Raw genomic sequence first — 22,506 nt, 5'->3', positions numbered from 1 at the left:
CATGATGAGGAAAAAAGTGCTTTTCAGCCTGATGGGGCTGTTTGCCATTGTGCTGTCGATCGCCGGAAGTTTGGCGCTGCTGAACCGTCCGGGCGCAATGGAGCCGTCGAACGCAGTGCGCATCGGCCGTGGCGACATCGAGAAAAACGTTTTGGCCACAGGCATTCTAAAACCGGCTCTGCAGGTCAATGTGGGCGCGCAGGTAAACGGGCAGTTGAAAAAGCTGTATGTCAAACAGGGCGATCGAGTGAGCCAGGGGCAACTGTTGGCTGAAATAGATCCGACCTTGCAGAAAAACGAACTGCGCAAATCACAGGCTGAGTTGCAAAGCGCGCAGGCGCAGAAACTGATGAATGAGGCGTTGTTGACGCAATACCAACTGGAACTCACACGCCAGAGGGTACTGCGACGAGATAGTGCCGGCGTACTCAGCGATCTGGAAAAGGCTCGGGCGCAGCGGGATGCCCAACTGGCGCAACTCAAGGTGAATGAGGCGCAAATCGTTCAGGCGGAAATGGCGTTGGAAACCGCCAGAGCTAACCTGGCCTTTACCCGCATTGTTGCCCCCATTGACGGTGAAGTGTTGGGCATTGTTACTCAGGAAGGGCAAACCATTGTCTCTTCGCAGAGTGCGCCGACCCTGCTGGTGCTGGCCAACGTGGATACCATGATGGTGCATACCCGGATATCGGAAAACGACATCCTGAAAGTACGGGTGGGGCAACCGCTGTGGTTCTACTCGGCAGCCGATCCCAAATGGCGCTATGACAGCGTGATGGGGACGATACAGCAAGCGCCGTCCGAGGCACTGGAGGCCGATCCAATGAGCAGAAATCTGAGCCAGCAGTCGTCGGCGGTGTACTACAACGGCGTTTTTGCCGTCGCTAACGGCGAGCGCCGGTTGCGCACCTCGATGACGGCGCAGGTGTTCATCGTTACCGACCGGGCGACGAACGTGCTGCGGGTACCGATGGCTGCGCTCGGTGCGCCGCAGGGCGTGGGCCTATATCAGGTTCGGGTGCGCCAGGGGGAACAGACTTTGTCGCGCCAGGTGCGGACAGGCATTAGCGATCGCGGTTACGCCGAAGTTCTGGCAGGGCTGGAGGAAGGTGAGTGGGTGCTAATGGCACCGCAGAATGACGCAGAGGAAGATCATGACCGCTAAGGCCACCCCAGTGATCGTTTTGGAAAATGTTTCCCGAGACTTCAACGCCGGCGAGCACAGGGTACGGATATTGAAACACATCTCGTTGTGCATTCGGCGTGGTGAAATGGTGGCTATTGTCGGTGCCTCCGGGTCCGGAAAATCGACACTGATGAACATCATCGGCTGTCTCGACAAACCCTCTCAAGGCGTAGTCCGCATCAACGATGTGGCGATTCAGCAGGTAGACGGCGAGCGGTTGGCGCAACTGCGAAGCCGCCATGTCGGTTTTATTTTTCAACGCTATCACCTGATGCCCTACCTGACGGCCAGTGAAAATGTGGCGATCCCGGCGTTGTATACCGCTATGCCTGCTGCTGAGCGCCGCCTGCGAGCGCAGAGCCTGCTGGCGCGTTTGGGATTGTCCCAACATGGGCGGCGCCGCCCGGCCCAGCTGTCCGGCGGGCAGCAGCAGCGGGTCAGTATTGCTCGCGCCCTGATGAACGGTGCGGAAATCATTCTGGCGGATGAGCCTACCGGCGCGTTGGACAGTGTCAGCGGCCAGGAGTTGATGGGCATTCTGCATGCGTTGCACGTGGCCGGGCATACCATCGTCATCGTCACGCACGATCGCCGGATTGCGGAGCAAGCGGAGCGGATCATTGAGATCGGCGACGGAGAGATCGTTACCGATCGTCATAACGATACGCGTCGGGTCTCGGCTGACGGGCATTTTCCAGCGCTTTCCGCCCCGCTTCGTCGGGCGCATCTCTGGCCGGCTTTCAGGGAGGCCGTCAGCATGGCCTGGCGCGCTTTGCTTGGGCACCGGGTTCGGGCGTTATTGTCGATGCTCGGCATCATCATCGGCATCGCTGCGGTTGTCTCCTCGATCGCCATCGGCGAGGGGACCCGGCAAAACATCCTGAATGAAATCAGTCAGCTTGGTACCAGCTCGCTGGAGATCCGCCCGGGGTTGGGATGGGAAAAGAAACGCCCGGATTTTGAACGCTCGCTGAGCTTGCAGGATGTCGCACTGCTCTCTGCATTGCCGTATATCGACAGCGTTTCCCCGGTAGCCAGTGCCCAGGTGCTGGCCGTTCGGGATGGCAAGCAGGTGCAACTTCCCGTAATGGGGGTCGGTAACGGTTATTTTCGGACGCAGGGCACCCGTTTGATCTCCGGCAGCACTTTTACTCAACAGGACTTAGACCAACGCGAACCGGTGGTGATTATCGATACGCAGCTTAGGCAGGTGCTGTTCTCCTCCTTGCGGGATCCGATCGGAGAAGTGCTGCCTCTGGCGGGGGTTCCTTATCGGGTCATAGGCGTGGCGGAACGCAAGGGAGCTAAATACGCCGGCGCTCAGCCACTTGCCTGGTTGCCTTACACCTCTTTGACCGGCCGCATATCGGGCGACATGCCGCTGGAGTCGATAGTGATGCGTGTGCGGGAAGGGCTTTCGCTGACCCAGGCTCGAGGTGATGTGGAGCGGCGCTTGATGTTGGAACATGGTCGGCGGGATTTTTTCACGGTGACCGATGACCAGATGACGCAAGCCCTACAGAAAGCCTCCGCCTCCATGAGCTGGCTGATTACCGCCATCGCAGGCATTTCATTGTTGGTTGGCGGAGTGGGGGTGATGAACATCATGCTGGTGTCGGTAACGGAACGCACCCATGAGATAGGCATTCGCTTGGCGGTTGGCGCCAGGGAAAGAGACATTATGCGCCAGTTTTTGATAGAGGCGGTGGTCATCTGCAGTTTGGGCGGCGCCATGGGCATTGCCTGTTCCGCCCTGGTTTGCCTGGCGCTGGCCTGGTTGACGCCTCAGGTCACCATGGTATTTACCTGGCCGCCATTGCTGTTGGCCTGTGGTTTTTCGGCGCTGATCGGCGTGGGGTTTGGCTTTTTTCCGGCGCGCACCGCCGCCCGGTTACAGCCCGTAGAGGCATTGGCGCGCGAATGAGAAAATTTTTAACGTTGCTTTTTGTTTTGCTGATCGGTGGTTGCGGGGGGAGCCCTGTCGGCGGGGAAGCGCAGCGGCAGCTATTACTGCCGTCACAATGGCGCATTGCCGACGAGGATGTCGGGGCGCTACGTAGCGATGGCGCTTGGTGGGACAATTTTAACGATCCGCTGCTGTCGGCGGTGATCGGCGCTGTGCTGGCAAGTAATCAAGATCTGGCACTGGCCGGCTTGCAATGGCGCGAGGCCCTTTTGGACGCTGAACTGGTGAACGGCAACCTGACCCCGGATATGGCCGCCAACCTGAGTGGCCGCAATATCAGAACGCTGCAGGGCGCAGCGCGACCTCAGGAGATCTACCAGACGGCCTTTTCCCTGAGCTATGAATTGGATCTGTGGGGCAAGTTGGCGCGTGCCCGTGAACAGGCTGAATGGCTGGCCGACGCCTCCGAATTGGACCGGAAAAATACGGCGCTGGTGCTGATTGGCACCGCTGCTCGCTTATATTGGCAAATCGCCAATTTGAACCAGCAAAATCGACAGCAGCAGGTTGCGGTGGCGATCGCCCGAAACACCGTGCAACGGGTGAAGGCGCGGCATGCCGCTGGTGACGTCGGAAAGTTTGAAGTGTTGCAGGCCGAGCAAAAGTTGCTTGAACGGGAAAACCAGCAGCATGACCTGCGCCGGCAACGGGAGAACTCGCGTAATTCCCTGGCACTGCTGTTTGGTCAGTCACCGTTTGCACGGCGCTGGGAGCGTCAATCGCTGGCTATCGAGAGTATCCCCATTGTTCAACGCCAGCCGGTAGCCGTGATTGCGCAGCGGCCTGATGTCCAGGCTGCGGAACGGCGGTTGCGAGCTGCTCTGGCGGGAGCCGAGTTGGCTCGTTTGAATTTTTATCCGGCACTGAGCCTGGATGCGGCGCTGGAGGCGGGCAGCCGGGTCTTTCGGCAATGGTTCAGCGATCCGACGCGCGTGCTGGGGATGTCTTTGACGCTGCCGTTTATTGAATGGCGCAAGATGCAATTATCCAGCGAGAAAGCGCTGTTGCAGGCGCAGCAGGCGGAAATCCAGTTTCGTGATGCCGTCTATCGCGCCTTGGCGGACGTGGATAATGCTATGGAGCAGCGTTTGGAAGCGCAGCGGCAAATCGACAACCAACGGCAGCATCTGGCGATGAGTCGGCAAGGCGTTATTTTGGCGCAGAACCAATATCAGGCCGGTGCGGTGTCATTGCAGACGTTGCTGGATGCTCAGGATGCGCTGTTGTCCAGTGAGAATGCGCTATCGGAGCAGCAGTACCGTTATCTGAATGCCACCATGCAACTGTGGTTGGCGCTGGGGGGCGCAGCATCTCGGAATCAAGGGAAAGGAATTAAACATGGATAAGGGAAGATTGCACAGGCGGGTTGTGGTAACCGGCTACGGTGCTGTAACGGCATTAGGCACCAATGCGCAACAAAATTGGCAGGCTATTATGGCGTGCCGATTAGCCTACCGGTATCACGACAAATCGGCTGCGGGGATCCGCTCACGTTTTTTTGCGTTGATGGATGAAGAGCCGCCGCTTGAAGGCATATCGCGGGCGACCCTGCGTCGATTACCGCGTTTTGCTCGGCTGGCCTTGGCGGCGGCGACGGAAGCGATAGACATGGCATTCTCTTCAGCTTCGACTGGGCCGGCACATTTTTATCCTTCGCTGGATTGCGGTGCCATTATCGGCAGCGGGTGGGGCGGGCAGGATGAGATCCTGGTGAATAACGTGGATTATCAGTATTCAGGCCTGGGCCGATTGTTCGGCGGTTTTCATGCGATGCCCAATATCGCGACGGCGATCTGCAGCCAGCGTTGGTTGCTCAGGGGATATCAGAGTTCACCTGTCGCTGCCTGCGCAACGGGGAGCATAGCTATTGGCGAGGCGTTTGAGATTATCCGCAGTGGCCGCGCAACCATGATGTTGGCCGGCGCTGCCGAGTCGCTGAGGAACAATGGCGCTATATGGAATATGGATGTACTGCGTGTGTTGAGCAATGAGCAGCAGGATATCACCAAAGCCAGTTGCCCATTTAGCCGGGCGCGTAACGGCTTTGTGTTGGCTGAAGGGGCGGCGGTGCTGTGCCTGGAAGAACGCGATGCCGCTCTGGCGCGCGGCGCAACGATATTGGGAGAAATCAAAGGATACGGCAATTATTCGGACGCCTTCGATCTTACTGCTCCAGCGGATGACAAGCAGGCCAGAGTGAAAACCATGCAACGGGCTCTTGCGCAGGCGGGTCTTGGCAGCCACGAAATCGACTATATCAACGCGCATGGCACTTCAACGCCGCTCAACGATCTAAATGAAACCGAAGCCATCAAACTGGCGCTGGGAGCGGATGCATACCGAACTCCACTTTCCAGTACCAAATCTTATACCGGCCATCTGATCGCCGCCTCCGGCAGCTATGAATCCATCCTCTGTTTGCAGGCTCTTCAGCAACAGGTAATGCCGGGCACTTGTCATTTGAACGAGGCCGATCCGGCCTGCGATCTTGACTATGTTAGCGAAGGGCATCGCTGCGGGGATTTGAGGCACGTCATGAACCTCAGCTTTGGTTTTGGGGGCGCTAATGCGGCATTGGTGTTTGGCAAGGCCGATATTAATAACCAGCAGGAATGATGATGGAAAAGTACCAAATCTTGCATGAAGCTGTTTGCACCCTGCTATACGAGGCCAGGGAGTTGGATCGGGCATCCCTGTCGGCAGATATACCTTTGCGGCAGTTAGGCTTGGATAGCCTGGATTATGTGGAGTTGATGCTGCTGGCCAAGCGAGAGTTCGGGATATCACTCAGTGCGGAGATGTTTATTGACCAGCCGGATCTGACATTATCAGAGCTCTGTCATTATATGTCCTCGCAATAACTGTCTATCCGTCGTCTTTCAAGCGCAGCGTTGTTGCCTGCACGTATTTACGTGGCCCGTCCATGGGCCACTCCTCCTCCGGGCCGCAGCAAGCAGCGTTCAAATCTGCTCCGGGCAGATTTGTTACCCCAGCGACTTACCTGAGTAAGCTCCTTGAGATGAGGTGGTTGGGTGCCAGGCTGTGCTGTACAGGGATGTACGAATGCCGCGAGCGCATGGATGCGGCTTGAGCGGCCAACTTGAAACCCATAGAGGATAATAAGAGGCCTCAGGTTTCACATCGAGGTATGGCTGTTCTTCCTTAATACTTCTCTTCCGTCCCCGATTATCATTCCTCGATATCGATAAATAAGACGATGAAATTATCAATATACACTGTGTGAGTATTCTTAGTTCCTTTTGTTACATATAAAACAGGGCTTGGAACAGCCGTGAAACATTGTTAGGAATATTCTTTATTTATAGCGACGACTCGCCGGTTCTTGTGATGAAAATCGCTTTATTTGGTGTTCTAAATGGTTTTTTTTTTAATGAAATAGAGGTTGTGCGTGTTGAAATCATTAACCTTACTCAGGATTGCATGCTCAGCATGCGGTTCATTTTTAGCATAAATCATGTCGGCATTTTTCAACTTCAACCAGAGCTGTTCAGTCAGATCAAATCCGCTATACTCCGCGCAGGATGCAGGAACCTATCCGTAAACCGGAGTACGCTCCGCGTATCCATTGTGGTTATGTAAAAGGAAAATGACAGCCACATTTTTCTGATCAAAGTAATAGAGGTACCATGTCCAATCGTAAACATCTAATGCCTTCCGAAGTTGAAAGGTTGCTTGAGGTTACGCTGCAGGGGAAGAATCCAGAACGTGATTACTGCCTGATATATATGTGTTTTATACATGGTTGTCGCGCCAGTGAAATTGGCGGCTGGCGACTCTCGGATATCGATCTGGAGGGCGGCAATATCTATGTCCATCGGTTGAAGAATGGTTTTTCCACCGTGCACCCATTATACCTGCGTGAAAGGCAATGCCTGCGGCGCTGGCTGGAAAAACGCAAAGAGCACCGTGGGGCCGATGGAAAATGGTTATTCCTTTCCAACCGGGGAGGACGCCTGTCACGTCAACGAATTTATTCTCTGATTCGGCATTACAGCAGAGCGGCTAAATTGGAAGTAAACGCTCACCCTCATATGCTGCGTCACGGCTGTGGATTTGCGTTGGCCGATCGTGGGATCGATACCCGGTTAATTCAGGACTACCTGGGGCATAAGAATATCCAGAATACAGTCATTTATACCGCCAGCAACGCGCAAAGATTCAAGGAAATTTGGTAAGCAGGATTTAAGTTAATATATTTAAGGAGTCACTTTGAACTAAACTGAAACATACTGTAAGGACGTGTAAAACCAATGTCAACACTCGCATCAGCTCTTTCCTAAATATTCGATTTTTTTATTTAAAAACAAAAGGATGAGCGGTATTCATTTAAATTATAGCCAGCCATGATCTAAGTATAATCCTGCTTAATTTCCAACCTCTCTAAATATCCCACCCAACGCTCTGGTGTTTTTAACTACTTGCTCTTATTTAACCTAATTAATTGTTTATAAAAAACCAAAATAAATAAAATAATCAGCATAAAAAACCAAAGGAGTCACTTTAGTTCAAAATGAACCGTTTGGATGAATAGGCTCGCGGCAATAAATCACCCCTGTCGGAGAGTACATCTTGGTTTGCGAACTAAATAAAAAGGAGTGACATAGGGTTATGTCGGAAATAAACCAATGCGTTTTTTGCATTAATTAAAAGGAAATTAGTAGGATGAAAAAGAATCTGCTGGCTTTAGCCGTTGTTAGTGCTTCCGTATTTGCCACTTCGGCATTCGCTGCCGATGGCGTAGTCAACTTCAAGGGCTCGATTACCGATCAGTCCTGTACCGTAGATACCACATCAAAAAACAAGGAAGTTGTCTTGGGTAAGGTTTCCAAAGACGCATTCACCGCGGGCAAGACCGCAGGGGCCAAACAGTTCAGCCTGGTGCTGAAAAACTGCCCGAAAACAGTTTCTGGTGCCACGGTGCGTTTTGACGGAACCAAAGTCGTGGGGCAGGCCGGTTTACTGACGCTGACGGAGGCCACTGATGCAGCGACCGGTGTGGGGGTGCAGCTGCTGGATGATCAGAACAGCGTGATTAATCTGGGCGTAGATTCACGCATTTACACTCTGGTTTCCACAGGGGATAACACGCTGGACTTTATGGCCCGTTATTACGCCTATGCAGCTGTTGGTACTGGTAGCGCCAACGCGACGGCAAACTTTACCGTCGTCTACCAATAAGGGTTTAGCTGACTTTCGGCAGTTAGTTAAATGGGCCAGGGGAAGCTATCTCTGGCTCTTTACTCATGGATGACCAGGACGCAAAGAGAATGAAAGCAGGATATTTCACGTTGGTTGCAGCGTTGCTGATGATGTTTTGGGTGCCGGCCCAGGCTGGGGTGGTGGTGGGCGGGACCCGTCTGATTTATGACGGCGCCAAAAAAGAGTCTGCATTGAATATCAGCAATCCGGACGCCGAGCCTTACCTGATCCAATCGTGGGTTGATGCGCAAGAGGGCGACAGTGCCAAAGCGCCTTTTATCATTACGCCACCACTTTTCCGGCTGGATGGCGGGCAAAATAACCTTTTGCGGGTAGTGCGCGCGGGCGGCAATCTGCCGTCAGACAGAGAGTCGCTGTATTGGCTGAATGTAAAAGCCATTCCGTCGGTAGAGAAGAAAGACAACACGTTGCAAATTGCGATCAAGACTCGCATCAAGCTGATTTATCGCCCGCAAGGCCTGTCCGGCAATCTGGAAGAGGCGGTCGGCAAGCTGACGTGGCAGCGCAGCGGCAACGCTTTACGGGTGACCAACCCGTCTCCTTATTACCTCACCTTTTTCAATTTAAAGCTCAACGGCAGTGCCGTTGCCGGCAGCACTATGGTTGCGCCGCAGGCCACCGCCAGTTTCCCGCTGTCTGCGGGGGGGAGCACTGGTGGAAACCTCAGTTGGCAAATAATCAATGACTACGGAGGTACCGGAAAGACGTTCGCCAGTACGTTATAACGGATTATTTTACAACGCTTTTATCCCCAGACAGAAAATGGGGGAAGGATACGGCTTGCCTGATTTTAGCGGCGGCCGAAAGGATCGGGACAGGGAGTTAAAACGATGAATAACCCGAATTGTATTGGTTTGCGAAGATCCAAGGCGATCTTGGCATGTCTGTTTTCCTGCCTGGCGATACTGCTGAATTCACCGAGCGTGGCGCAAGCGCGTGATTACTTTAACCCTGCGTTGCTGGAAATAGATAATCCGGCGCTGCGCGGAGCGGATCTTTCAGTTTTCGAGGAAAATAGCACCCAGGCACCGGGAAGTTACCGGGTCGATCTTTATCTTAATGGCCAGCAGGTGGATTCCCTGGATGTCGAGTTCAGGCTCCAGCAGGATGCGGCAGGGAAAAAAACGCTGCAGCCCTGCCTTAGCGCTGAAAAACTGACCGAGTTAGGTGTCAGGTTGAATTCACTTCCCGCGATCGCCGGCTCGGATGATTGCATCAACCTGGAGCAGGCCATTCCACAGGCAAAGGCCACTTTTTTGTTCAACCAGTTGCGGCTGAATTTGAGCATTCCCCAGGCTGCTTTGCATTTGCACGCGCGAGATTACGTATCCCCTGACAAGTGGGATGCCGGCGTACCGGCGCTGTTGATCAACTATAGCTTCTCGGGTGCCAACAGCCAGGTGAGTGAAAGCAAAGGGCAGGGCAATGACAACTATTATCTCAACCTGCGCTCAGGAATTAACTGGGGTGCCTGGCGGCTGCGCAACTATTCGGTGTGGAATCAGCACAGCGGTGGCGCTTCTTCATGGCGTTCGATCAATACCTATTTGCAGCGCGATATCATTGCCTTGCAGAGCCGTTTGACCTTGGGTGATAGCACCACTTCTAGTGATGTTTTCGACAGCGTGCAGTTTCGTGGCGGTCAGTTGGCCTCGGAAGATGAAATTCTGCCGGATAGCATGAAAGGTTATTCACCGATAGTACGTGGGATTGCGCGCAGCAATGCCCAGATTGTGATTCGACAGAATGGTTATGTGATCTACCAAAGCTATGTGGCGCCCGGTGCGTTCGAGATAACCGATCTTTACCCCACCGGCGGTAGTGGCGATCTGAATGTGAGCGTGCGGGAAGCCAATGGCCAGGAGCAAAACTTTGTGGTGCCTTATGCCGTAGTGCCGGTTCTGCAGCGTGAGGGACGGTTCAAATACAGCCTCACCAGTGGGACATATCGTTCTTACGGCAGTGAGGTCGATGAACGGCCTTTCAGTCAGGCTACCGGCATTTATGGGCTGCCTTGGGGCGCGACTTTATACGGCGGCATACAGGCCGCGAGCAAGTATCAAGCCTTGGCTTTGGGTTGGGGGCAAAACCTGGGAACTGTCGGGGCCTTGTCCGCCGACGTTACCCAAGCCTGGACCAAACAGGAAACCCAGCCCAAGGACCAGGGGCAATCATGGCGTTTACGCTACGGTAAAAACGTTATCGAAACCGGCACCAACTTCAGCCTGGCCAGTTATCGCTATTCCACTCGCGGCTTCTATACCCTGCAAGAGGCGTTGGAAAGTTATGGCGGTAACAGTGCCAAATATAACGACCACAAGAAAAGCCGCGCCGAATTGATATTGAGCCAGAACCTGTGGGAAGGGGGCGGAACGCTGTCACTCAGCCTGTTCAACGAGGATTACTGGAATGATAGCCGCCGTTCGCAATCGGCCAGCGTCGGCTACAACAACAACTGGCAAAGCGTTAGCTACGGTTTCAATTACACCTTCAGCCAGAACGGTTTTGACAGTAACGGCCAGCGTACCAACGTGCGCGATCACATCCTGGCCTTTAACGTCAGCGTCCCGTTGAATAAATGGCTGCCGGGCAGTTACGCCACCTACAACATGAACAGCAGCCGCAATGGCCCCACCAGCCATAACCTTGGGTTGAGTGGCAGCGCACTGGAAGGCAATAACCTGAACTACAGCCTCAGCCAGGGATATACCGGAAAAGGGGGAGGCGCCAATGGCAGCATTCAAGCCGACTATAAAGGCTCCTTGGCTGAGCTGAACCTGGGCTATGGCTACGATCGTCATCGTCAGCAGGTGAACTACGGGATCCAGGGCGGTGTTTTGGTGCATCAAAACGGCATCACGCTGTCGCAGCCATTGGGCGACACGGTAGCGCTGGTACAGGCGCCCGGTGCCGCGGGCGTCAACGTGCTGAATCAGACCGGCGTGAATACCGATTGGCGCGGTTATGCGGTAGTGCCCTATCTGACACCGTACCGCCGCAATATCGTTGGATTGGACGGTGATTCTTTTGCCGACGATGTGGATATGACCCTCAGCAGTCAAACGGTGATCCCGACTCGCGGTGCCGTAGTGCGCGCCAGTTTTAGTCCCAATGTCGGTTTGCGCGTACTGATGACGTTGTTAACCAGGGCCGGAAGCCCGGTCCCGTTCGGCGCGACCGTCAGCGCTCTTAATGATCCGAAGGGCAATGCCAGTATTGTCGGTGACGGCGGACAAGTTTACCTGGCTGGGTTGGCTGAAAGCGGTCGGCTTCAGGTCAAGTGGGGAAATGGCGCTGCGCAACAGTGTCAGGTCAGCTATCAATTGGCTAATCAGCCTGAAAGCGGTGGGATTCGCTTGGTCAAGGGTCTGTGTTTATAAGGTGCGTGTGATGACAACAGTAAAATCAACTCAACGAATAACGCTTGTATATAGTGTTCTATTTGCCTCTATGCTCAGCGCTCAGCCGGCTCTAGCCGCTTTGGGGCAATGTAAACCGTCGGGGGGGCCCCATCCTTTTTCGTTTACGTTTACACCTACGCTTACTAATCCGGCGCAGAACGTCGCCGGCCTGGTGATTGAAAACGCTGCGGGCAATAACTGGAACCTGAGCGGTACTTATGATGTGCAGTGCGAATGTAAAAGCCGTACTGCTTCCTATATCACCGCCAAGTCTAGCCTGCCAACGCAGACTCATAGCGACGGACGTTTATCTTATTACGCGTTGAACGAGTATCTGGCTGTTGCCAGCGAAGTCTATGTAGGCGGTTATAGGAATGAGTACATTCCTACCCCCTTCAGTAATGTATCGAATTTAAAAAACGAAATGGGTCAGGATGAGAGTTGCGCCAGTGCGCACTATTCCAGCGGTGCCAGAGGGCGAATTCATTTGTACTTTCGGCGCCCGTTTGTCGGTCAGACCATCATTCCCAGCACCCAACTGGTTGAAACCTATGTTGCGGTATCCAACGGGGTGAGCAGCGTGGTTCCGGTATCTACCGTATCAATGAGCGGGGTGGTGACGGTACCGCAAAATTGCGAGATTAGCCCACAGACGGTAGTGGTGGATTTTGGCGATATCCTGTCTACCAGCTTTCGGACTAAAGGGATGATGCCGCCGGGTTTTACCCCGCACCAGAAAGAGTTGACCCTGGCCTGCCGCAATATTTCCTCTGGAGTCAAAGTCAGCCTGTCATTCAGAGGAGAGGTTGATAGCAATATGCCCGCAGCGCTGAGAACCAGCAACAGTAGCATTGGGGTGATGATCGAGGACCGATTTGGCGACCCCATTTCGCCACACAGCGGTCGTTTGCCGGTTGATTTTCTCTATCCCAGCCAGAGTGGTAGCACCAGGTTCAGCGTGTATCCGATAAACACCACCGGGCAGGTGCCTGCGGCTGGTGTATTCACCGCCACTGCGACCATCCAGGCAGAAATAGAATAACTGGAATTTTATGGGTAGCGGGTCATTTGATTCTTAAAGAAAAGGAAATTGCGATGTTTAATGGCTTTAGCGGAATAAGCCGGATAATGATTCTTGTCGGTATTTTCCAGGGGGGAATTCCGGCGGTAGCGGTGGCGGCGAAACTCCAAATAACCGGCAATATTAAGGCGGCTCCCTGCGTTGTAGATGGGGCAAACAGTAATATCCAGGTTAACCTCGGCGACACTATTTCCGCCGCCACTTTGGCTGGCTCCGGCTCTGCCAGCGAATGGGTCGAGTTTCCCATAACGCTGAAAAATTGTCCGGCCACCACAACTTCGGCGACTGCGACCTTTACCGGCTCGGCGGCAGAGGAGAGCGGTACTTTATATAAGAACAACGGGACCTCGAGCCGAGTGCAGATTGAGTTGCAAAATCAGAGCGGTGTAAATCTGGGCAATAATAAGAGCATGGTTCAATTGGTCAATCAATTCACGCATGAGGCCAAATTTGATCTCCGTGCCCGAGCATACAGCACTTATGGCGGTGCAACGCCCGGCAGCATCGACGGTGTACTGCAAATTTCTTTTATTTATGAATAGATATTTATCCGGCGAACTTACGGCAGCGGATTTCTGAGCAAGCGGCCATTTACGCTGAAGTTTTATCGCGACCCAAAACGTTAAATTTGGTGACACTGACCGGACAAGTAACCGTAATAACAAATCGGAGGCGGTGATATGAATACCTATTATCAACCCAGTATTTCGCTAGCTTCAAATGATGCATACGATAAAAAGAATGGTAATGCAGTCATTATGGAACCTTGCCCGGTCACCGCGCTTGGAATACGTAATAAATTAATTGAATCATGTGGTTATCGCCAGGATAGGATCCTGCACGTCAGGTGTCTTGCCGATCTGCCGTCCGTATTGCTCAAACACAGGCCCCGTTTATTAATTATGGAGCTGTGCGGCAAGTCAGAGTCGGTGCTGGATGGCTTACGCCTGATTGCTGAGGTACAAGCGGGCTCTCCCCAAACCGCATTGCTGGTTTGCACGGCGTTGGATGAGTCCAGAATATTGAGGCAGTTAATTGCCTCCGGTATTCACGGATTGATGCTAAAACAAGAGCCCGCTATCGCCCTGACGCACTGTGTACAGCAGGTATTGGCAGGAAAATGCAGCTTTAGCCACCGGATCCGCCAGCGTCAGTTGCATGAAGCCACTCCAGGACGCCCTCTGACCACCCGAGAACTGGATGTCTTGGCAGAGTTGTTCTCCGGTAAGAGCGTGTCCAGCGTGGCTTTGACGATGCGTCGCGATATCCGCACCGTCAGTACACATAAACGCAATGCCATGCTGAAGCTGGGTTTTCACAATGATGGTGAGTTATATCTTCAGGGAAAATGGATGGCCATGAATGGCCCGTCCTTTGTCCGTTAACGGCGCCTGACAGCGCATTAACGCGGCAGGAGAGATAAGACAGGAGCAGAATATGTATTCTTCGCGTCATCAACCTCTACACATCGCATTAATGGATCGTTGTCCCTTAATGCTTGATGGGCTGGCCAGTTTTATTGGTTCTCTCTCGAGATCGGGAAAGATTGTGGTGCAGGAAACCAGTATGAGGGAGGCCGCAGATAGTGTGGTCTATCAGCAGGCTAACGTCCTGATTGCGGAGTTAGCCGGTGTGGATGAGACTACCGTACAGGGGCGGGAGATTCTGCTTAATCTGTGCATGCAATTGCCGGCACTCAGAGTGGTGGTTTACACCCGTAGCCAAAGTGCCGAAGAGTTGGGCCCGTTATTGAGTCAGCCTAATATCAGCATCGTCGCTCGAGATGACGCACTGCCACTGGTGGCTGAATTCTTCAACCGGGTTCTTAACGGTGAGCGGGTACTGAGTCCGCAGATTGGTGCCTGTTTGGCTCGTTCTGCCTGCCGGGAGACTTCCGTCATGCACGAGCTGACTCGTTGCGAAAGTGACGTTATGGCTTCTTTGTTTAACGGTATGAGCCTGCGGCAAATAGCCGATCTGCAGTGTCGCAGCATCAAAACGATCAGTGCGCATAAATGCAGTGCGATGCGTAAACTTCAAGTGACAAACGATAGCGAATTGTTTTCTCTGCACACCAGGATTACCCGGAAATTTTCCGGGGAGTAGCTAAAGCACTCTCGGTGTCGGGAATAACCCATGAAACAGGGTACGCCTGAAGACGCTTAATGCGTCTTCAGAAATAGTGAGCCCCTGGACGACTATACTGGCGTTATATATTGATGATGCGGAAGCGCTCCACGTTGGTAGCGGTATAAATGACCGTATTCTGGATGTTTTTATGCCCCAGGTAATCCTGAATCAACCGAGTGTCGACACCTCTGTCGGCCAGGGCATAACCGCAGGAGTGGCGCAACATGTGAGGATGAACCTGAACGCTGATGCCGGCCATCTCACCGTACATCCTCATCAATCGATACAGCTGTTGCCGTGAAATTTGCCCGCCGTGGCGCGATAAAAACAGCCACTGGCTGTCCGCTTCAAGGTAACCGGAACGTTGGCCAAGCCACTTCAACAGGGCATCACGTTCCCTGGGTTGTATGGGGTGTTGGACTGAAAAGCCATTTTTCAATCGGAATATATGTACCCGATTGGTGGTCATATCAATATCTTGTAAGCGTAATGAACGCAGTTCACTGACCCGTAAACCATGAATAAAACACATCAATAACAAGCAGCGGTCCCGAATACTGTTTTTACCTTCATGAACGGCTGAGATAAGCTGCTCAATTTCAACCTGGCTGAGAAATTTCCTTTTCTTCATCTTAATTACCTGGATGTTGAATGTTGGCTGATTTTTACCTGTGATTTTTTATTAAAGCATTGAATGATAAGTAACGGCAAAGAAAATAAAGTGACCGCCCTTTTTCATGGAGAGGTTATTTATATGTTTTCTATTATTTTATGTTCGCGGTGAATACTTTGCTTTTATATTTTTGTTTACATCCCTAACAATGCTGCTGTTTGTTTCTTTTTGTTAATTTGCAGTCTCTTTTTATTTGAAATAATTTAATGCTGCCGATAAAGCTTTCTTCTCAGATAGGCTAGACTCCCCCCTCCGTTTATCGTTACCTGTGCGGATTAAATTTCTGCAGATGAAGGGCCATGGATGAGAATTATTATTGATATCATTCTCTCGCCGCTTACAATGCTTGCCATCTCAAGATGGCAGGTTAAGGGTTTCTCATGGAGTTGCTTCGGGTGGTTTACCACCAGTATCGTTGGCCGTTTCTGGCGGTAATGGCGTTGACCATGGCCAGCGCGGCGCTGGGCATTGGTATCATTGCCTTTATAAATTTGCGGCTGATGACGGTGACCGGCAACCCACTGACCGTGCTGCCGGAATTCCTCGGGATTCTGGCGCTGTTGATGGCGGTGACGTTAGGATCTCAGTTGGCGCTGACCACGCTCGGTCATCATTTCGTGTTCCGGCTGCGCGGCCAACTTGTGAAGCGGATCCTGGATACCGATATCGAACGGATTGAACAATTGGGCAGCGCCTCTCTACTGGCGAGCCTGGCCAGCGACATCCGTACCATCACCCTTGCCTTTGTCCGCCTGCCAGAATTGGTGCAGGGGGTGATACTGACGCTGGGGTCTGCGGCCTATCTGGGTTGGCTTTCACCGCGGATGCTGGCGGTGACCGCAGTCTGGGTGGCGGTGACGGTGATTGGCAGCGGATATCTGGTGTCGCGGGTGTATCGTCACCTGAGCAGCGTGCGTGAGGCGGAAGAGCATCTTTACCAACACTACCAGTCAGCCATTGACGGGCGTAAAGAGTTGGCGCTGAACCGCGACCGCGCGAAAGCGCTCTACCAACAGGCCTATCAACCGGATGCTGAAGACTACCGCTACCATATTATCCGTGCCGATACCTTCCATCTCAGCGCCGTGAACTGGTCGAATATCATGATGCTGGGGGCTATTGGCCTCGTGTTCTATATGGCCAACAGTCTGGGTTGGGCAGATACCGCCGTTGCGGCTACCTATTCACTGACACTGCTGTTCCTGCGCACGCCATTGCTGCAGGCTGTGGGGGCTTTCCCGACGCTGATCGGTGCCGAAGTGGCTTTCAATAAGATCAAAGCCCTGCGGCTTGCCGATTATCAGCCTGCGTTTCCTGCGGTTGAAGCCAAAACCTGGGAAACGCTGGAACTGCGTGACATCGTATTTCATTACGGCGCTACGGAGCAGAAAGCCGGGTTTGCCGTCGGGCCGGTCTCTGTGACATTGCGCCGCGGTGAGTTGGTGTTTCTGATTGGCGGCAACGGCAGCGGAAAATCCACGCTGGCGATGCTGTTGACCGGGTTATATCAACCTGTCAGTGGACAGATCCTGTTGGATGGCGTCGAGCAGAACCTGGCTAGCATGCCCGGCTATCGCCGTTTGTTTTCCGCTATCTTTACCGATTTTCACCCATTCCACCATTTGCAGGGGCCCGATGGTCAACAGCCTGACGCCGAACTGGTGGAGCGTTGGCTTAACCGGTTGAACATGAAAGGCAAACTGGAATTTAATGGCCTGCGAGTGACCAATCCGCAACTGTCGCAAGGGCAGCGCAAACGTCTGGCGCTGCTGCTGGCGGTGGCGGAACAGCGAGATATCCTGCTACTGGACGAATGGGCGGCGGATCAGGACCCGCAATTTAGGCGCATTTTTTATCGCGAGTTGTTACCGCAGCTGCGCGAGTTGGGTAAAACGGTATTTGCCATCAGCCATGACGACCACTATTTCGAACATGCCGATCGGCTGCTGCAAATGCGTGACGGGCGTCTCATTGAATTGTCCGGCAGCGAACGTGAGCGCGCCAGCAAGGATTCTGTTACGCAGATTAGCTGATTTATCTCACCCTGTTCAGGCCGTTTACGCGGCCTGAACGATGGGGCCAATCCTTCAACCCGCAGCGGAAGCTCTCTTCTTTATTTGTCTTTGCCCTCAAACCTCCCGCCAATTTCGGTTAAATCCAATCATTAGTTTTAATAATAATTCATTTACCAATGGTTTGATTTTGATCGTTTGTCTCGTGGCACACTGCCTGAATACTGATTATTGGCTTGTTATTAGTCTGTGCGAAGCGTGGAACTGTTTTTCCCGTCGTGCTCGTCGTTCAGAGTAGGTTGCCAGCATGTTTTATTTAAATTTCCATAGTGCAAGGCTACTTTATTGATTGTTTAAACGTATCAATAATGCAGTGTCAATCAATTTAATCTATTGGTGAGGCGCAGAGTGATAAGCAAGGATGGAGTAGACATCAAACGTAAGGCTTGGCTGTGTGTGTTTATCGGCTGTGGGGTATTTTGGTTGGGTGTTGCCGCCGCGATTTATGGGTTGCTGATGATTTAGGAAACATGTCGATGGACAAAAAACGCGTTAAAAGCGGCAAGAGCGCCAAAGAGCGCAGTCTTGCCAGGATACCGCCTCGCTGGCAGTTGAACGCTGCACAGCGCGATTTTATTGACGATCTCTGGCAGGCGGATGCCCCGGATCCTGCACCGGCGCTACCCACCCGTCACGACGTTAGCGGATGATGCGATTACGCCCGGCGAGAACGCCAAACAGCATTTGCAGCAGGGTCAGGCCCAGCAGGATACCCAGCGGCAATTGCCAACCCTGGGTCAGGTCGTGCAACAGGCCGAACAAGGTTGGGCCCAGCGCCGCCAGTAAATAGCCTACCGATTGTGCCATGCCCGACAACTGCGTGGCCTGGTGCTGATGCCCGCTGCGCAAGCCAAAGAATGACAGCGCCAGCACCAAAGAACTTCCCGCCCCCAATCCGGCAATAATCAGCCATATCAGCGAGCTTTCTGGCAGCAACATCAGGCCGGTGACGCCAATAAAAATCAGCGATGAAGCGCACAACGCGATAGCACGCTGATCGCGCGCGCGCGGCAGAATAAATACCATGGCAAAGTTAGCGGCGATCGCCACCACCTGGTAGATAAACAGTTCGAAACCGGCCTGTTGCGGCGAAGTGCCGTGGCTGGCGGCAAAGGCGCTGAACCAACCGATAATGGTATAGAAAGTGATGGACTGTAAGCCCATAAACAGCGCTACCTGCCACCCGAGCGCGCTGCCCCATGGCGAGCGGGATGGCGTCAATGGGGCCTGTCGCGCGTCACCGGCCGTTACTGTCGGTGGGCGGCGCAACTGCGGCAACCAGACAAGCAACGCCAGCAGGGCCGGCAGGCTCCAGCAAAGCAGAGAGAAACGCCAGCCGAGGTTCTTCAGTTCCGCCAGCGGCACTGCCAGGCCGGAGGCGGTAGCGGCAGCCAGCGACATCACCGCCGCATAGCCGGCAATCATGGCGGCGGCTCGGCTGGGGAAGTCGCGTTTGACCAGCGTTGGCAACACCACGTTGGCAAACGCGATGGCGGCGCCGATCACTATGCTGCCTATCCACAGCATGCCCGCTTGCGGCAGAGAGCGCAGTACGATGCCCGCAACCAGCAGCAGCAGAGCCATGCCCAACGTGCGTTCAATGCCGATTCTTTTGGCCAGGCCCGGCGTTACCGGCGATAAGACGGCAAACAGGATCAACGGCAGCGAGTTGAGCAAGCCGGCGGAAGTGGCGGACAGCATCAGCTGTTGCTGGATTTGTTCCAGTAACGGGCCCACGCTGGTCAACGCGGCGCGCAGGTTAGCGGCGATCAGCATGATGCCGCTGATCAGCAATAAGGGATGGCGTAAACGGCTGCGTTTTATGGCGGCAGATTTTGGGGATAAAGCAGGGTATGACATGAATTCCTCGCACCAGCATGCAGCCAATCAATGCTGCAAGACATGATGCGTTGATTGACGTTAACGCTTACGTACCGACAGGGGGCCGATATCTGTGCGCAAGTTTAGGGAAGAACTCGGGGTCTGACAAGGGGGCGTCTAACCGACGCCGATGGGATCTGGCGTCTATAGCGGGGACTGTACCTAAGCGATTCGGTGGCCCGATGAACGATAAGCTGGTTCATCGGGCCACTGTCGCTCCGTTAGCCGGCGACGGGCAGCGGGCCAAGCGCCATGCGCGCCGGTTCGTTTTGTTCCGGGCGGCTAAAGCGCCAGCAACTCTGGTGGTATTTGGCCACGCTGTTGCGGTGCGCCACGCTCACCAGCGTCACCTGCGGCAGCTCATCGACCAGCAGGCAATACATCAACTGCTCGGTTTCGTCGTCCAGCGCGCTGGTGGCCTCGTCGAGGAACAGAATATCCGGACGGGTCAAAATGGCTCGGGCAAAGGCCAACCGCTGCTGCTCACCCGGCGACAGACGTTGGCTCCAGTTGGCACTGGTGTCCAGCCAGCGCTGCAAATGTTTCAGACGGCAATTTTCCAGCACTTTCAGCAGTTGCTCATCGCTGTATTCTGCGGCGAGGTGGGGATAACTGAGGGCTTCTCGCAACGTGCCTATCGGAATATAGCTGCGTTGCGGCAGGAATAATGCGCGGCTGGCGGCGTCGAGCCCAATGGTACCGGAGCCGTACGGCCAGATACCGGCGATGGCGCGCAATAGCGTTGACTTGCCGCAGCCCGACGGGCCGACGATCAGCACGCGTTCGCCGCGCTTCAGCGTCATGGAGCTTGCATTCAGCAAGCTCTGGCCGTCCGGCAGTTGCAGGCTGAGACTATCAAGCACCAACGGCTGGGTACTCTCCGGCCGCAGTTGAATACCGCGTTCTTGGTGGTGAACCTGATCCACTGCGGCATTAAAGCCGGCCAGACGGTTCACGCAGGCTTTCCAGGTAGCCAGATCGCTGAAGGCGTCGATAAACCACGACAGCGCTCCCTGCACCTCGCCAAAAGCGGAGGCGATCTGCATCATGCCGCCCATCTGGATGGCGCCGGAAAAATAGCGCGGTGCCGCCACCAGCAGCGGGAAAACAATGGCGAACTGGCTGTAAAAATTGGAAGCGATATTGAGCCGCCGGGTGATGCGCATGATCGACCACCAGTTGGCGCGAATAGTATCAAAACGGTCGCCCAACTGTTGCGCCTCGCGGGGTTCGCCGTGATACAGCGCGATGGCATCGTTGTTTTCGCGGATGCGGATCAGGCCAAAACGGAAGTTCGCCTCATAACGCTCCTGGTTAAAACCGAGCTGAACCAGCGGTTTGCCGACCCACCAGACCAGCAGGGAACCCAGCCCGGCGTACAACAGAGCGAACCACACCATATAACCGGGAACGGTGAAGGTGTGTTGGCTAATCATAAAGGTCATTGGCCCGCTGACGTGCCACAGAATGGCGACAAAGGAAAATAGCGTCACCAGGCTGGAGAGCAGCCCAAGCGACAGCGACAGCGTGTACTGGGTCAGGACGTTGAGATCCTCGGCGATACGCTGGTCCGGGTTATCGACGATCTGCTGTTGCTCGGTATGGTAATAGGCCTGATGCGCCAGCCATTTACCCATGAATTTTTCCGTCATCCAGCGCCGCCAGCGCATTTGCAGGCCCTGCGTCAGATAGATTTTATACACCGCCAGCACGATGAAGATCAGCGCCAGATAGGTGAAACGCCACAGCTGCGTCTTGAACACCGGGTAGTTTTTGTTTTGCAGCGCGTCGTAGAACACCTGGTTCCACTGGTTGATCTGCACGCTGATATACACCAGCCCGAGCGACAGGGCGACGATGGCGATCAGCATCGACCAGGCTCGCCATTTTTCTTCCGAAACCCAGAAAGGTTTAATCAACTGCCAGACGGCGTGTTTTTGCGTAGGGGAGCTGTTCATAGGGTTCTCGGGTTTTTTACGTTCCGATCAGCATGAGCCGCCGCCTGGTAACAAACAAACCGTGACATGTAAGCAGTTTTAACGGGGCTAACCGTTTGAAATATTGCGGGTGAATCCTTAGAGGTGAAGCCGGGGGGCATGAGGGTTATACTGGCGCCGAATTACCGGTTACTCACTCTGGAAAGGATAAGGCATGAAGGCGTTGGTTCCCCTGCTGTTGACCTATGGTGCGCTCGCCAGCGGCCAGGTGATGGCACATATTGATGAGCCGGATATTGATGCCGATTGCCAGAAAGTGGCGGGCTACGCCGTACTGGGTAAAAGCGCTTATCAGCGGGGCGATTATGGCCGGGCGGCCGATGTTTTCCGTGATCAGGCCGCCTGGAGCGAGTTTTGCGGCCTGAACGATCAGGCGATCGCCACCGCCTATAACAACGTGGCGCTGGCGCTGATGCACGCCGGTGAATTGCTCAAGGCGCGCGCCTATCTGGAACTGGCGCCGAAGGATGCAAAATCTCAGCATAACCTGAAACTGCTGCAGCAACGTCTGGCAAAGCAGCCGCCGACGAGCGGGCCGGGTGGCGTCTATTGGCAGTACGCCGGGCGCGGCGTATGGAGCGAAGTAGAGGTCAAACCGCAGGGCGAACGCTGGCTGATTAATTATTCCGGCTATTATATGCCGCAAATGGGGTTGTATTACGGGCCGAATATGGGCGAGTTCGCCAAGGTATTGCCGATTGAACGGGGCAAGGCGGTGTACCGTCAGCGGGAGCCGCAGGACGGGATGGCCTGCGATGTGGTGATGCAATTTACGGCGGATGCGGTGGACATGAGTACCAAGGGCGACTGCGGATTTGGTTTTAACGTGCAGGCGCAGGGGACTTTCGTCCGGGTCGAATAATCGGCTGCGGAGCTCG

The 22,506-nt window shown here is 54.1% G+C and carries 20 protein-coding genes; 17 read left to right on the top strand and 3 right to left on the bottom strand.

Annotation, left to right across the window (positions count from 1 at the left end):
* Position 1: 1 nt before the first annotated feature.
* From ACUTQW_RS09465 to ACUTQW_RS09405, 13 genes are all read left to right on the top strand, one after another.
* The gene (locus ACUTQW_RS09465) at positions 2-1,165 is read left to right on the top strand and encodes an efflux RND transporter periplasmic adaptor subunit (protein ID WP_006327655.1); all 1,164 of its coding nucleotides are present in this window, start codon (positions 2-4) and stop codon (positions 1,163-1,165) included.
* Positions 1,155-3,110 carry a MacB family efflux pump subunit gene (locus tag ACUTQW_RS09460; RefSeq protein WP_020439691.1) on the top strand — a complete coding sequence of 652 codons (1,956 nt, stop codon included), beginning with the start codon at positions 1,155-1,157 and terminating at the stop codon, positions 3,108-3,110. The genes ACUTQW_RS09465 and ACUTQW_RS09460 overlap by 11 nt, the downstream gene beginning before the upstream one ends.
* Positions 3,107-4,498 carry an efflux transporter outer membrane subunit gene (locus tag ACUTQW_RS09455; protein ID WP_006327652.1) on the top strand — a complete coding sequence of 464 codons (1,392 nt, stop codon included), beginning with the start codon at positions 3,107-3,109 and terminating at the stop codon, positions 4,496-4,498. The genes ACUTQW_RS09460 and ACUTQW_RS09455 overlap by 4 nt, the downstream gene beginning before the upstream one ends.
* Positions 4,491-5,768 (top strand): beta-ketoacyl-[acyl-carrier-protein] synthase family protein, encoded by a 1,278-nt coding sequence (locus tag ACUTQW_RS09450; RefSeq protein WP_020439690.1) that lies wholly within the window; start codon positions 4,491-4,493, stop codon positions 5,766-5,768. The genes ACUTQW_RS09455 and ACUTQW_RS09450 overlap by 8 nt, the downstream gene beginning before the upstream one ends.
* A gap of 2 nt (positions 5,769-5,770) precedes the next feature.
* Complete coding sequence (locus ACUTQW_RS09445; RefSeq protein WP_037431635.1) at positions 5,771-6,013, top strand: acyl carrier protein; 243 nt, start codon at positions 5,771-5,773, stop codon at positions 6,011-6,013.
* Between the two features lie 786 nt (positions 6,014-6,799).
* Positions 6,800-7,348 (top strand): tyrosine-type DNA invertase, encoded by a 549-nt coding sequence (locus tag ACUTQW_RS09440; protein WP_445654845.1) that lies wholly within the window; start codon positions 6,800-6,802, stop codon positions 7,346-7,348.
* A 487-nt stretch (positions 7,349-7,835) separates the two neighbouring features.
* Positions 7,836-8,351 carry a fimbrial protein gene (locus ACUTQW_RS09435; RefSeq protein WP_064799129.1) on the top strand — a complete coding sequence of 172 codons (516 nt, stop codon included), beginning with the start codon at positions 7,836-7,838 and terminating at the stop codon, positions 8,349-8,351.
* A gap of 89 nt (positions 8,352-8,440) precedes the next feature.
* Positions 8,441-9,118 carry a fimbrial biogenesis chaperone gene (locus tag ACUTQW_RS09430; RefSeq protein WP_235195952.1) on the top strand — a complete coding sequence of 226 codons (678 nt, stop codon included), beginning with the start codon at positions 8,441-8,443 and terminating at the stop codon, positions 9,116-9,118.
* Positions 9,119-9,223: 105 nt separating this feature from the next.
* Positions 9,224-11,773: a fimbria/pilus outer membrane usher protein gene (locus ACUTQW_RS09425; protein ID WP_235195951.1), complete on the top strand. Its 2,550-nt coding sequence runs from the start codon at positions 9,224-9,226 to the stop codon at positions 11,771-11,773.
* Positions 11,774-11,783: 10 nt separating this feature from the next.
* Positions 11,784-12,836 carry a fimbrial protein gene (locus ACUTQW_RS09420; RefSeq protein ID WP_235195950.1) on the top strand — a complete coding sequence of 351 codons (1,053 nt, stop codon included), beginning with the start codon at positions 11,784-11,786 and terminating at the stop codon, positions 12,834-12,836.
* A gap of 53 nt (positions 12,837-12,889) precedes the next feature.
* A complete protein-coding gene (locus ACUTQW_RS09415) occupies positions 12,890-13,417 on the top strand; it encodes a fimbrial protein (protein ID WP_006327637.1) in 528 nt (175 codons plus the stop codon).
* 138 nt (positions 13,418-13,555) lie between these two features.
* Complete coding sequence (locus tag ACUTQW_RS09410) at positions 13,556-14,260, top strand: response regulator transcription factor (RefSeq protein WP_006327636.1); 705 nt, start codon at positions 13,556-13,558, stop codon at positions 14,258-14,260.
* A gap of 52 nt (positions 14,261-14,312) precedes the next feature.
* Complete coding sequence (locus tag ACUTQW_RS09405; protein WP_037431628.1) at positions 14,313-14,981, top strand: helix-turn-helix transcriptional regulator; 669 nt, start codon at positions 14,313-14,315, stop codon at positions 14,979-14,981.
* 103 nt (positions 14,982-15,084) lie between these two features.
* Here ACUTQW_RS09405 and ACUTQW_RS09400 read toward each other — a convergent pair whose 3' ends face one another.
* Positions 15,085-15,636 (bottom strand): tyrosine-type DNA invertase, encoded by a 552-nt coding sequence (locus tag ACUTQW_RS09400; RefSeq protein WP_006327634.1) that lies wholly within the window; start codon positions 15,634-15,636, stop codon positions 15,085-15,087.
* A gap of 422 nt (positions 15,637-16,058) precedes the next feature.
* Between ACUTQW_RS09400 and ACUTQW_RS09395 the strand changes: the two genes are divergently transcribed.
* From ACUTQW_RS09395 to ACUTQW_RS09385, 3 genes are all read left to right on the top strand, one after another.
* On the top strand, positions 16,059-17,711 hold the full coding sequence (locus ACUTQW_RS09395) for a multidrug ABC transporter permease/ATP-binding protein (protein ID WP_020439685.1): 1,653 nt from the start codon (positions 16,059-16,061) through the stop codon (positions 17,709-17,711).
* A 387-nt stretch (positions 17,712-18,098) separates the two neighbouring features.
* Positions 18,099-18,215, top strand: coding sequence for a YmiA family putative membrane protein (locus ACUTQW_RS09390; protein WP_006327629.1), 117 nt, complete (start codon positions 18,099-18,101; stop codon positions 18,213-18,215).
* Between the two features lie 11 nt (positions 18,216-18,226).
* Positions 18,227-18,400: a hypothetical protein gene (locus tag ACUTQW_RS09385; RefSeq protein ID WP_006327628.1), complete on the top strand. Its 174-nt coding sequence runs from the start codon at positions 18,227-18,229 to the stop codon at positions 18,398-18,400.
* Here the strand turns inward: ACUTQW_RS09385 and ACUTQW_RS09380 are convergent.
* Positions 18,390-19,610, bottom strand: a complete 1,221-nt coding sequence (locus ACUTQW_RS09380; protein WP_006327627.1) for a CynX/NimT family MFS transporter — start codon at positions 19,608-19,610, stop codon at positions 18,390-18,392. The two genes, ACUTQW_RS09385 and ACUTQW_RS09380, sit on opposite strands and share 11 nt — an antisense overlap.
* Before the next feature lie 242 nt (positions 19,611-19,852).
* Entirely contained in the window at positions 19,853-21,589 is a 1,737-nt protein-coding gene (locus tag ACUTQW_RS09375) for an ABC transporter ATP-binding protein/permease (protein ID WP_006327626.1), read from the bottom strand.
* A 193-nt stretch (positions 21,590-21,782) separates the two neighbouring features.
* Between ACUTQW_RS09375 and ACUTQW_RS09370 the strand changes: the two genes are divergently transcribed.
* Positions 21,783-22,490 carry a hypothetical protein gene (locus tag ACUTQW_RS09370; protein WP_006327619.1) on the top strand — a complete coding sequence of 236 codons (708 nt, stop codon included), beginning with the start codon at positions 21,783-21,785 and terminating at the stop codon, positions 22,488-22,490.
* Positions 22,491-22,506: the final 16 nt, after the last annotated feature.

This window comes from Serratia sp. TSA_7 (assembly GCF_052692135.1).
The sequence above is the reverse complement of the archived record's forward strand: the minus strand, read 5'-3'. Positions and strand labels throughout refer to the sequence as shown.

Bases quoted from the DNA above. Each gene is read 5' to 3' on its own strand.
- ACUTQW_RS09415 (WP_006327637.1), top strand. From the start codon at position 12,890: ATGTTTAATGGCTTTAGCGGAATAAGCCGGATAATGATTCTTGTCGGT.
- ACUTQW_RS09440 (WP_445654845.1), top strand. From the start codon at position 6,800: ATGTCCAATCGTAAACATCTAATGCCTTCCGAAGTTGAAAGGTTGCTT.
- ACUTQW_RS09435 (WP_064799129.1), top strand. From the start codon at position 7,836: ATGAAAAAGAATCTGCTGGCTTTAGCCGTTGTTAGTGCTTCCGTATTT.
- ACUTQW_RS09370 (WP_006327619.1), top strand. From the start codon at position 21,783: ATGAAGGCGTTGGTTCCCCTGCTGTTGACCTATGGTGCGCTCGCCAGC.
- ACUTQW_RS09425 (WP_235195951.1), top strand. From the start codon at position 9,224: ATGAATAACCCGAATTGTATTGGTTTGCGAAGATCCAAGGCGATCTTG.
- ACUTQW_RS09450 (WP_020439690.1), top strand. From the start codon at position 4,491: ATGGATAAGGGAAGATTGCACAGGCGGGTTGTGGTAACCGGCTACGGT.
- ACUTQW_RS09405 (WP_037431628.1), top strand. From the start codon at position 14,313: ATGTATTCTTCGCGTCATCAACCTCTACACATCGCATTAATGGATCGT.
- ACUTQW_RS09375 (WP_006327626.1), bottom strand. From the start codon at position 21,589: ATGAACAGCTCCCCTACGCAAAAACACGCCGTCTGGCAGTTGATTAAA.
- ACUTQW_RS09395 (WP_020439685.1), top strand. From the start codon at position 16,059: ATGGAGTTGCTTCGGGTGGTTTACCACCAGTATCGTTGGCCGTTTCTG.
- ACUTQW_RS09455 (WP_006327652.1), top strand. From the start codon at position 3,107: ATGAGAAAATTTTTAACGTTGCTTTTTGTTTTGCTGATCGGTGGTTGC.
- ACUTQW_RS09380 (WP_006327627.1), bottom strand. From the start codon at position 19,610: ATGTCATACCCTGCTTTATCCCCAAAATCTGCCGCCATAAAACGCAGC.
- ACUTQW_RS09430 (WP_235195952.1), top strand. From the start codon at position 8,441: ATGAAAGCAGGATATTTCACGTTGGTTGCAGCGTTGCTGATGATGTTT.
- ACUTQW_RS09410 (WP_006327636.1), top strand. From the start codon at position 13,556: ATGAATACCTATTATCAACCCAGTATTTCGCTAGCTTCAAATGATGCA.
- ACUTQW_RS09460 (WP_020439691.1), top strand. From the start codon at position 1,155: ATGACCGCTAAGGCCACCCCAGTGATCGTTTTGGAAAATGTTTCCCGA.
- ACUTQW_RS09445 (WP_037431635.1), top strand. From the start codon at position 5,771: ATGGAAAAGTACCAAATCTTGCATGAAGCTGTTTGCACCCTGCTATAC.
- ACUTQW_RS09465 (WP_006327655.1), top strand. From the start codon at position 2: ATGATGAGGAAAAAAGTGCTTTTCAGCCTGATGGGGCTGTTTGCCATT.
- ACUTQW_RS09420 (WP_235195950.1), top strand. From the start codon at position 11,784: ATGACAACAGTAAAATCAACTCAACGAATAACGCTTGTATATAGTGTT.
- ACUTQW_RS09385 (WP_006327628.1), top strand. From the start codon at position 18,227: ATGGACAAAAAACGCGTTAAAAGCGGCAAGAGCGCCAAAGAGCGCAGT.
- ACUTQW_RS09400 (WP_006327634.1), bottom strand. From the start codon at position 15,636: ATGAAGAAAAGGAAATTTCTCAGCCAGGTTGAAATTGAGCAGCTTATC.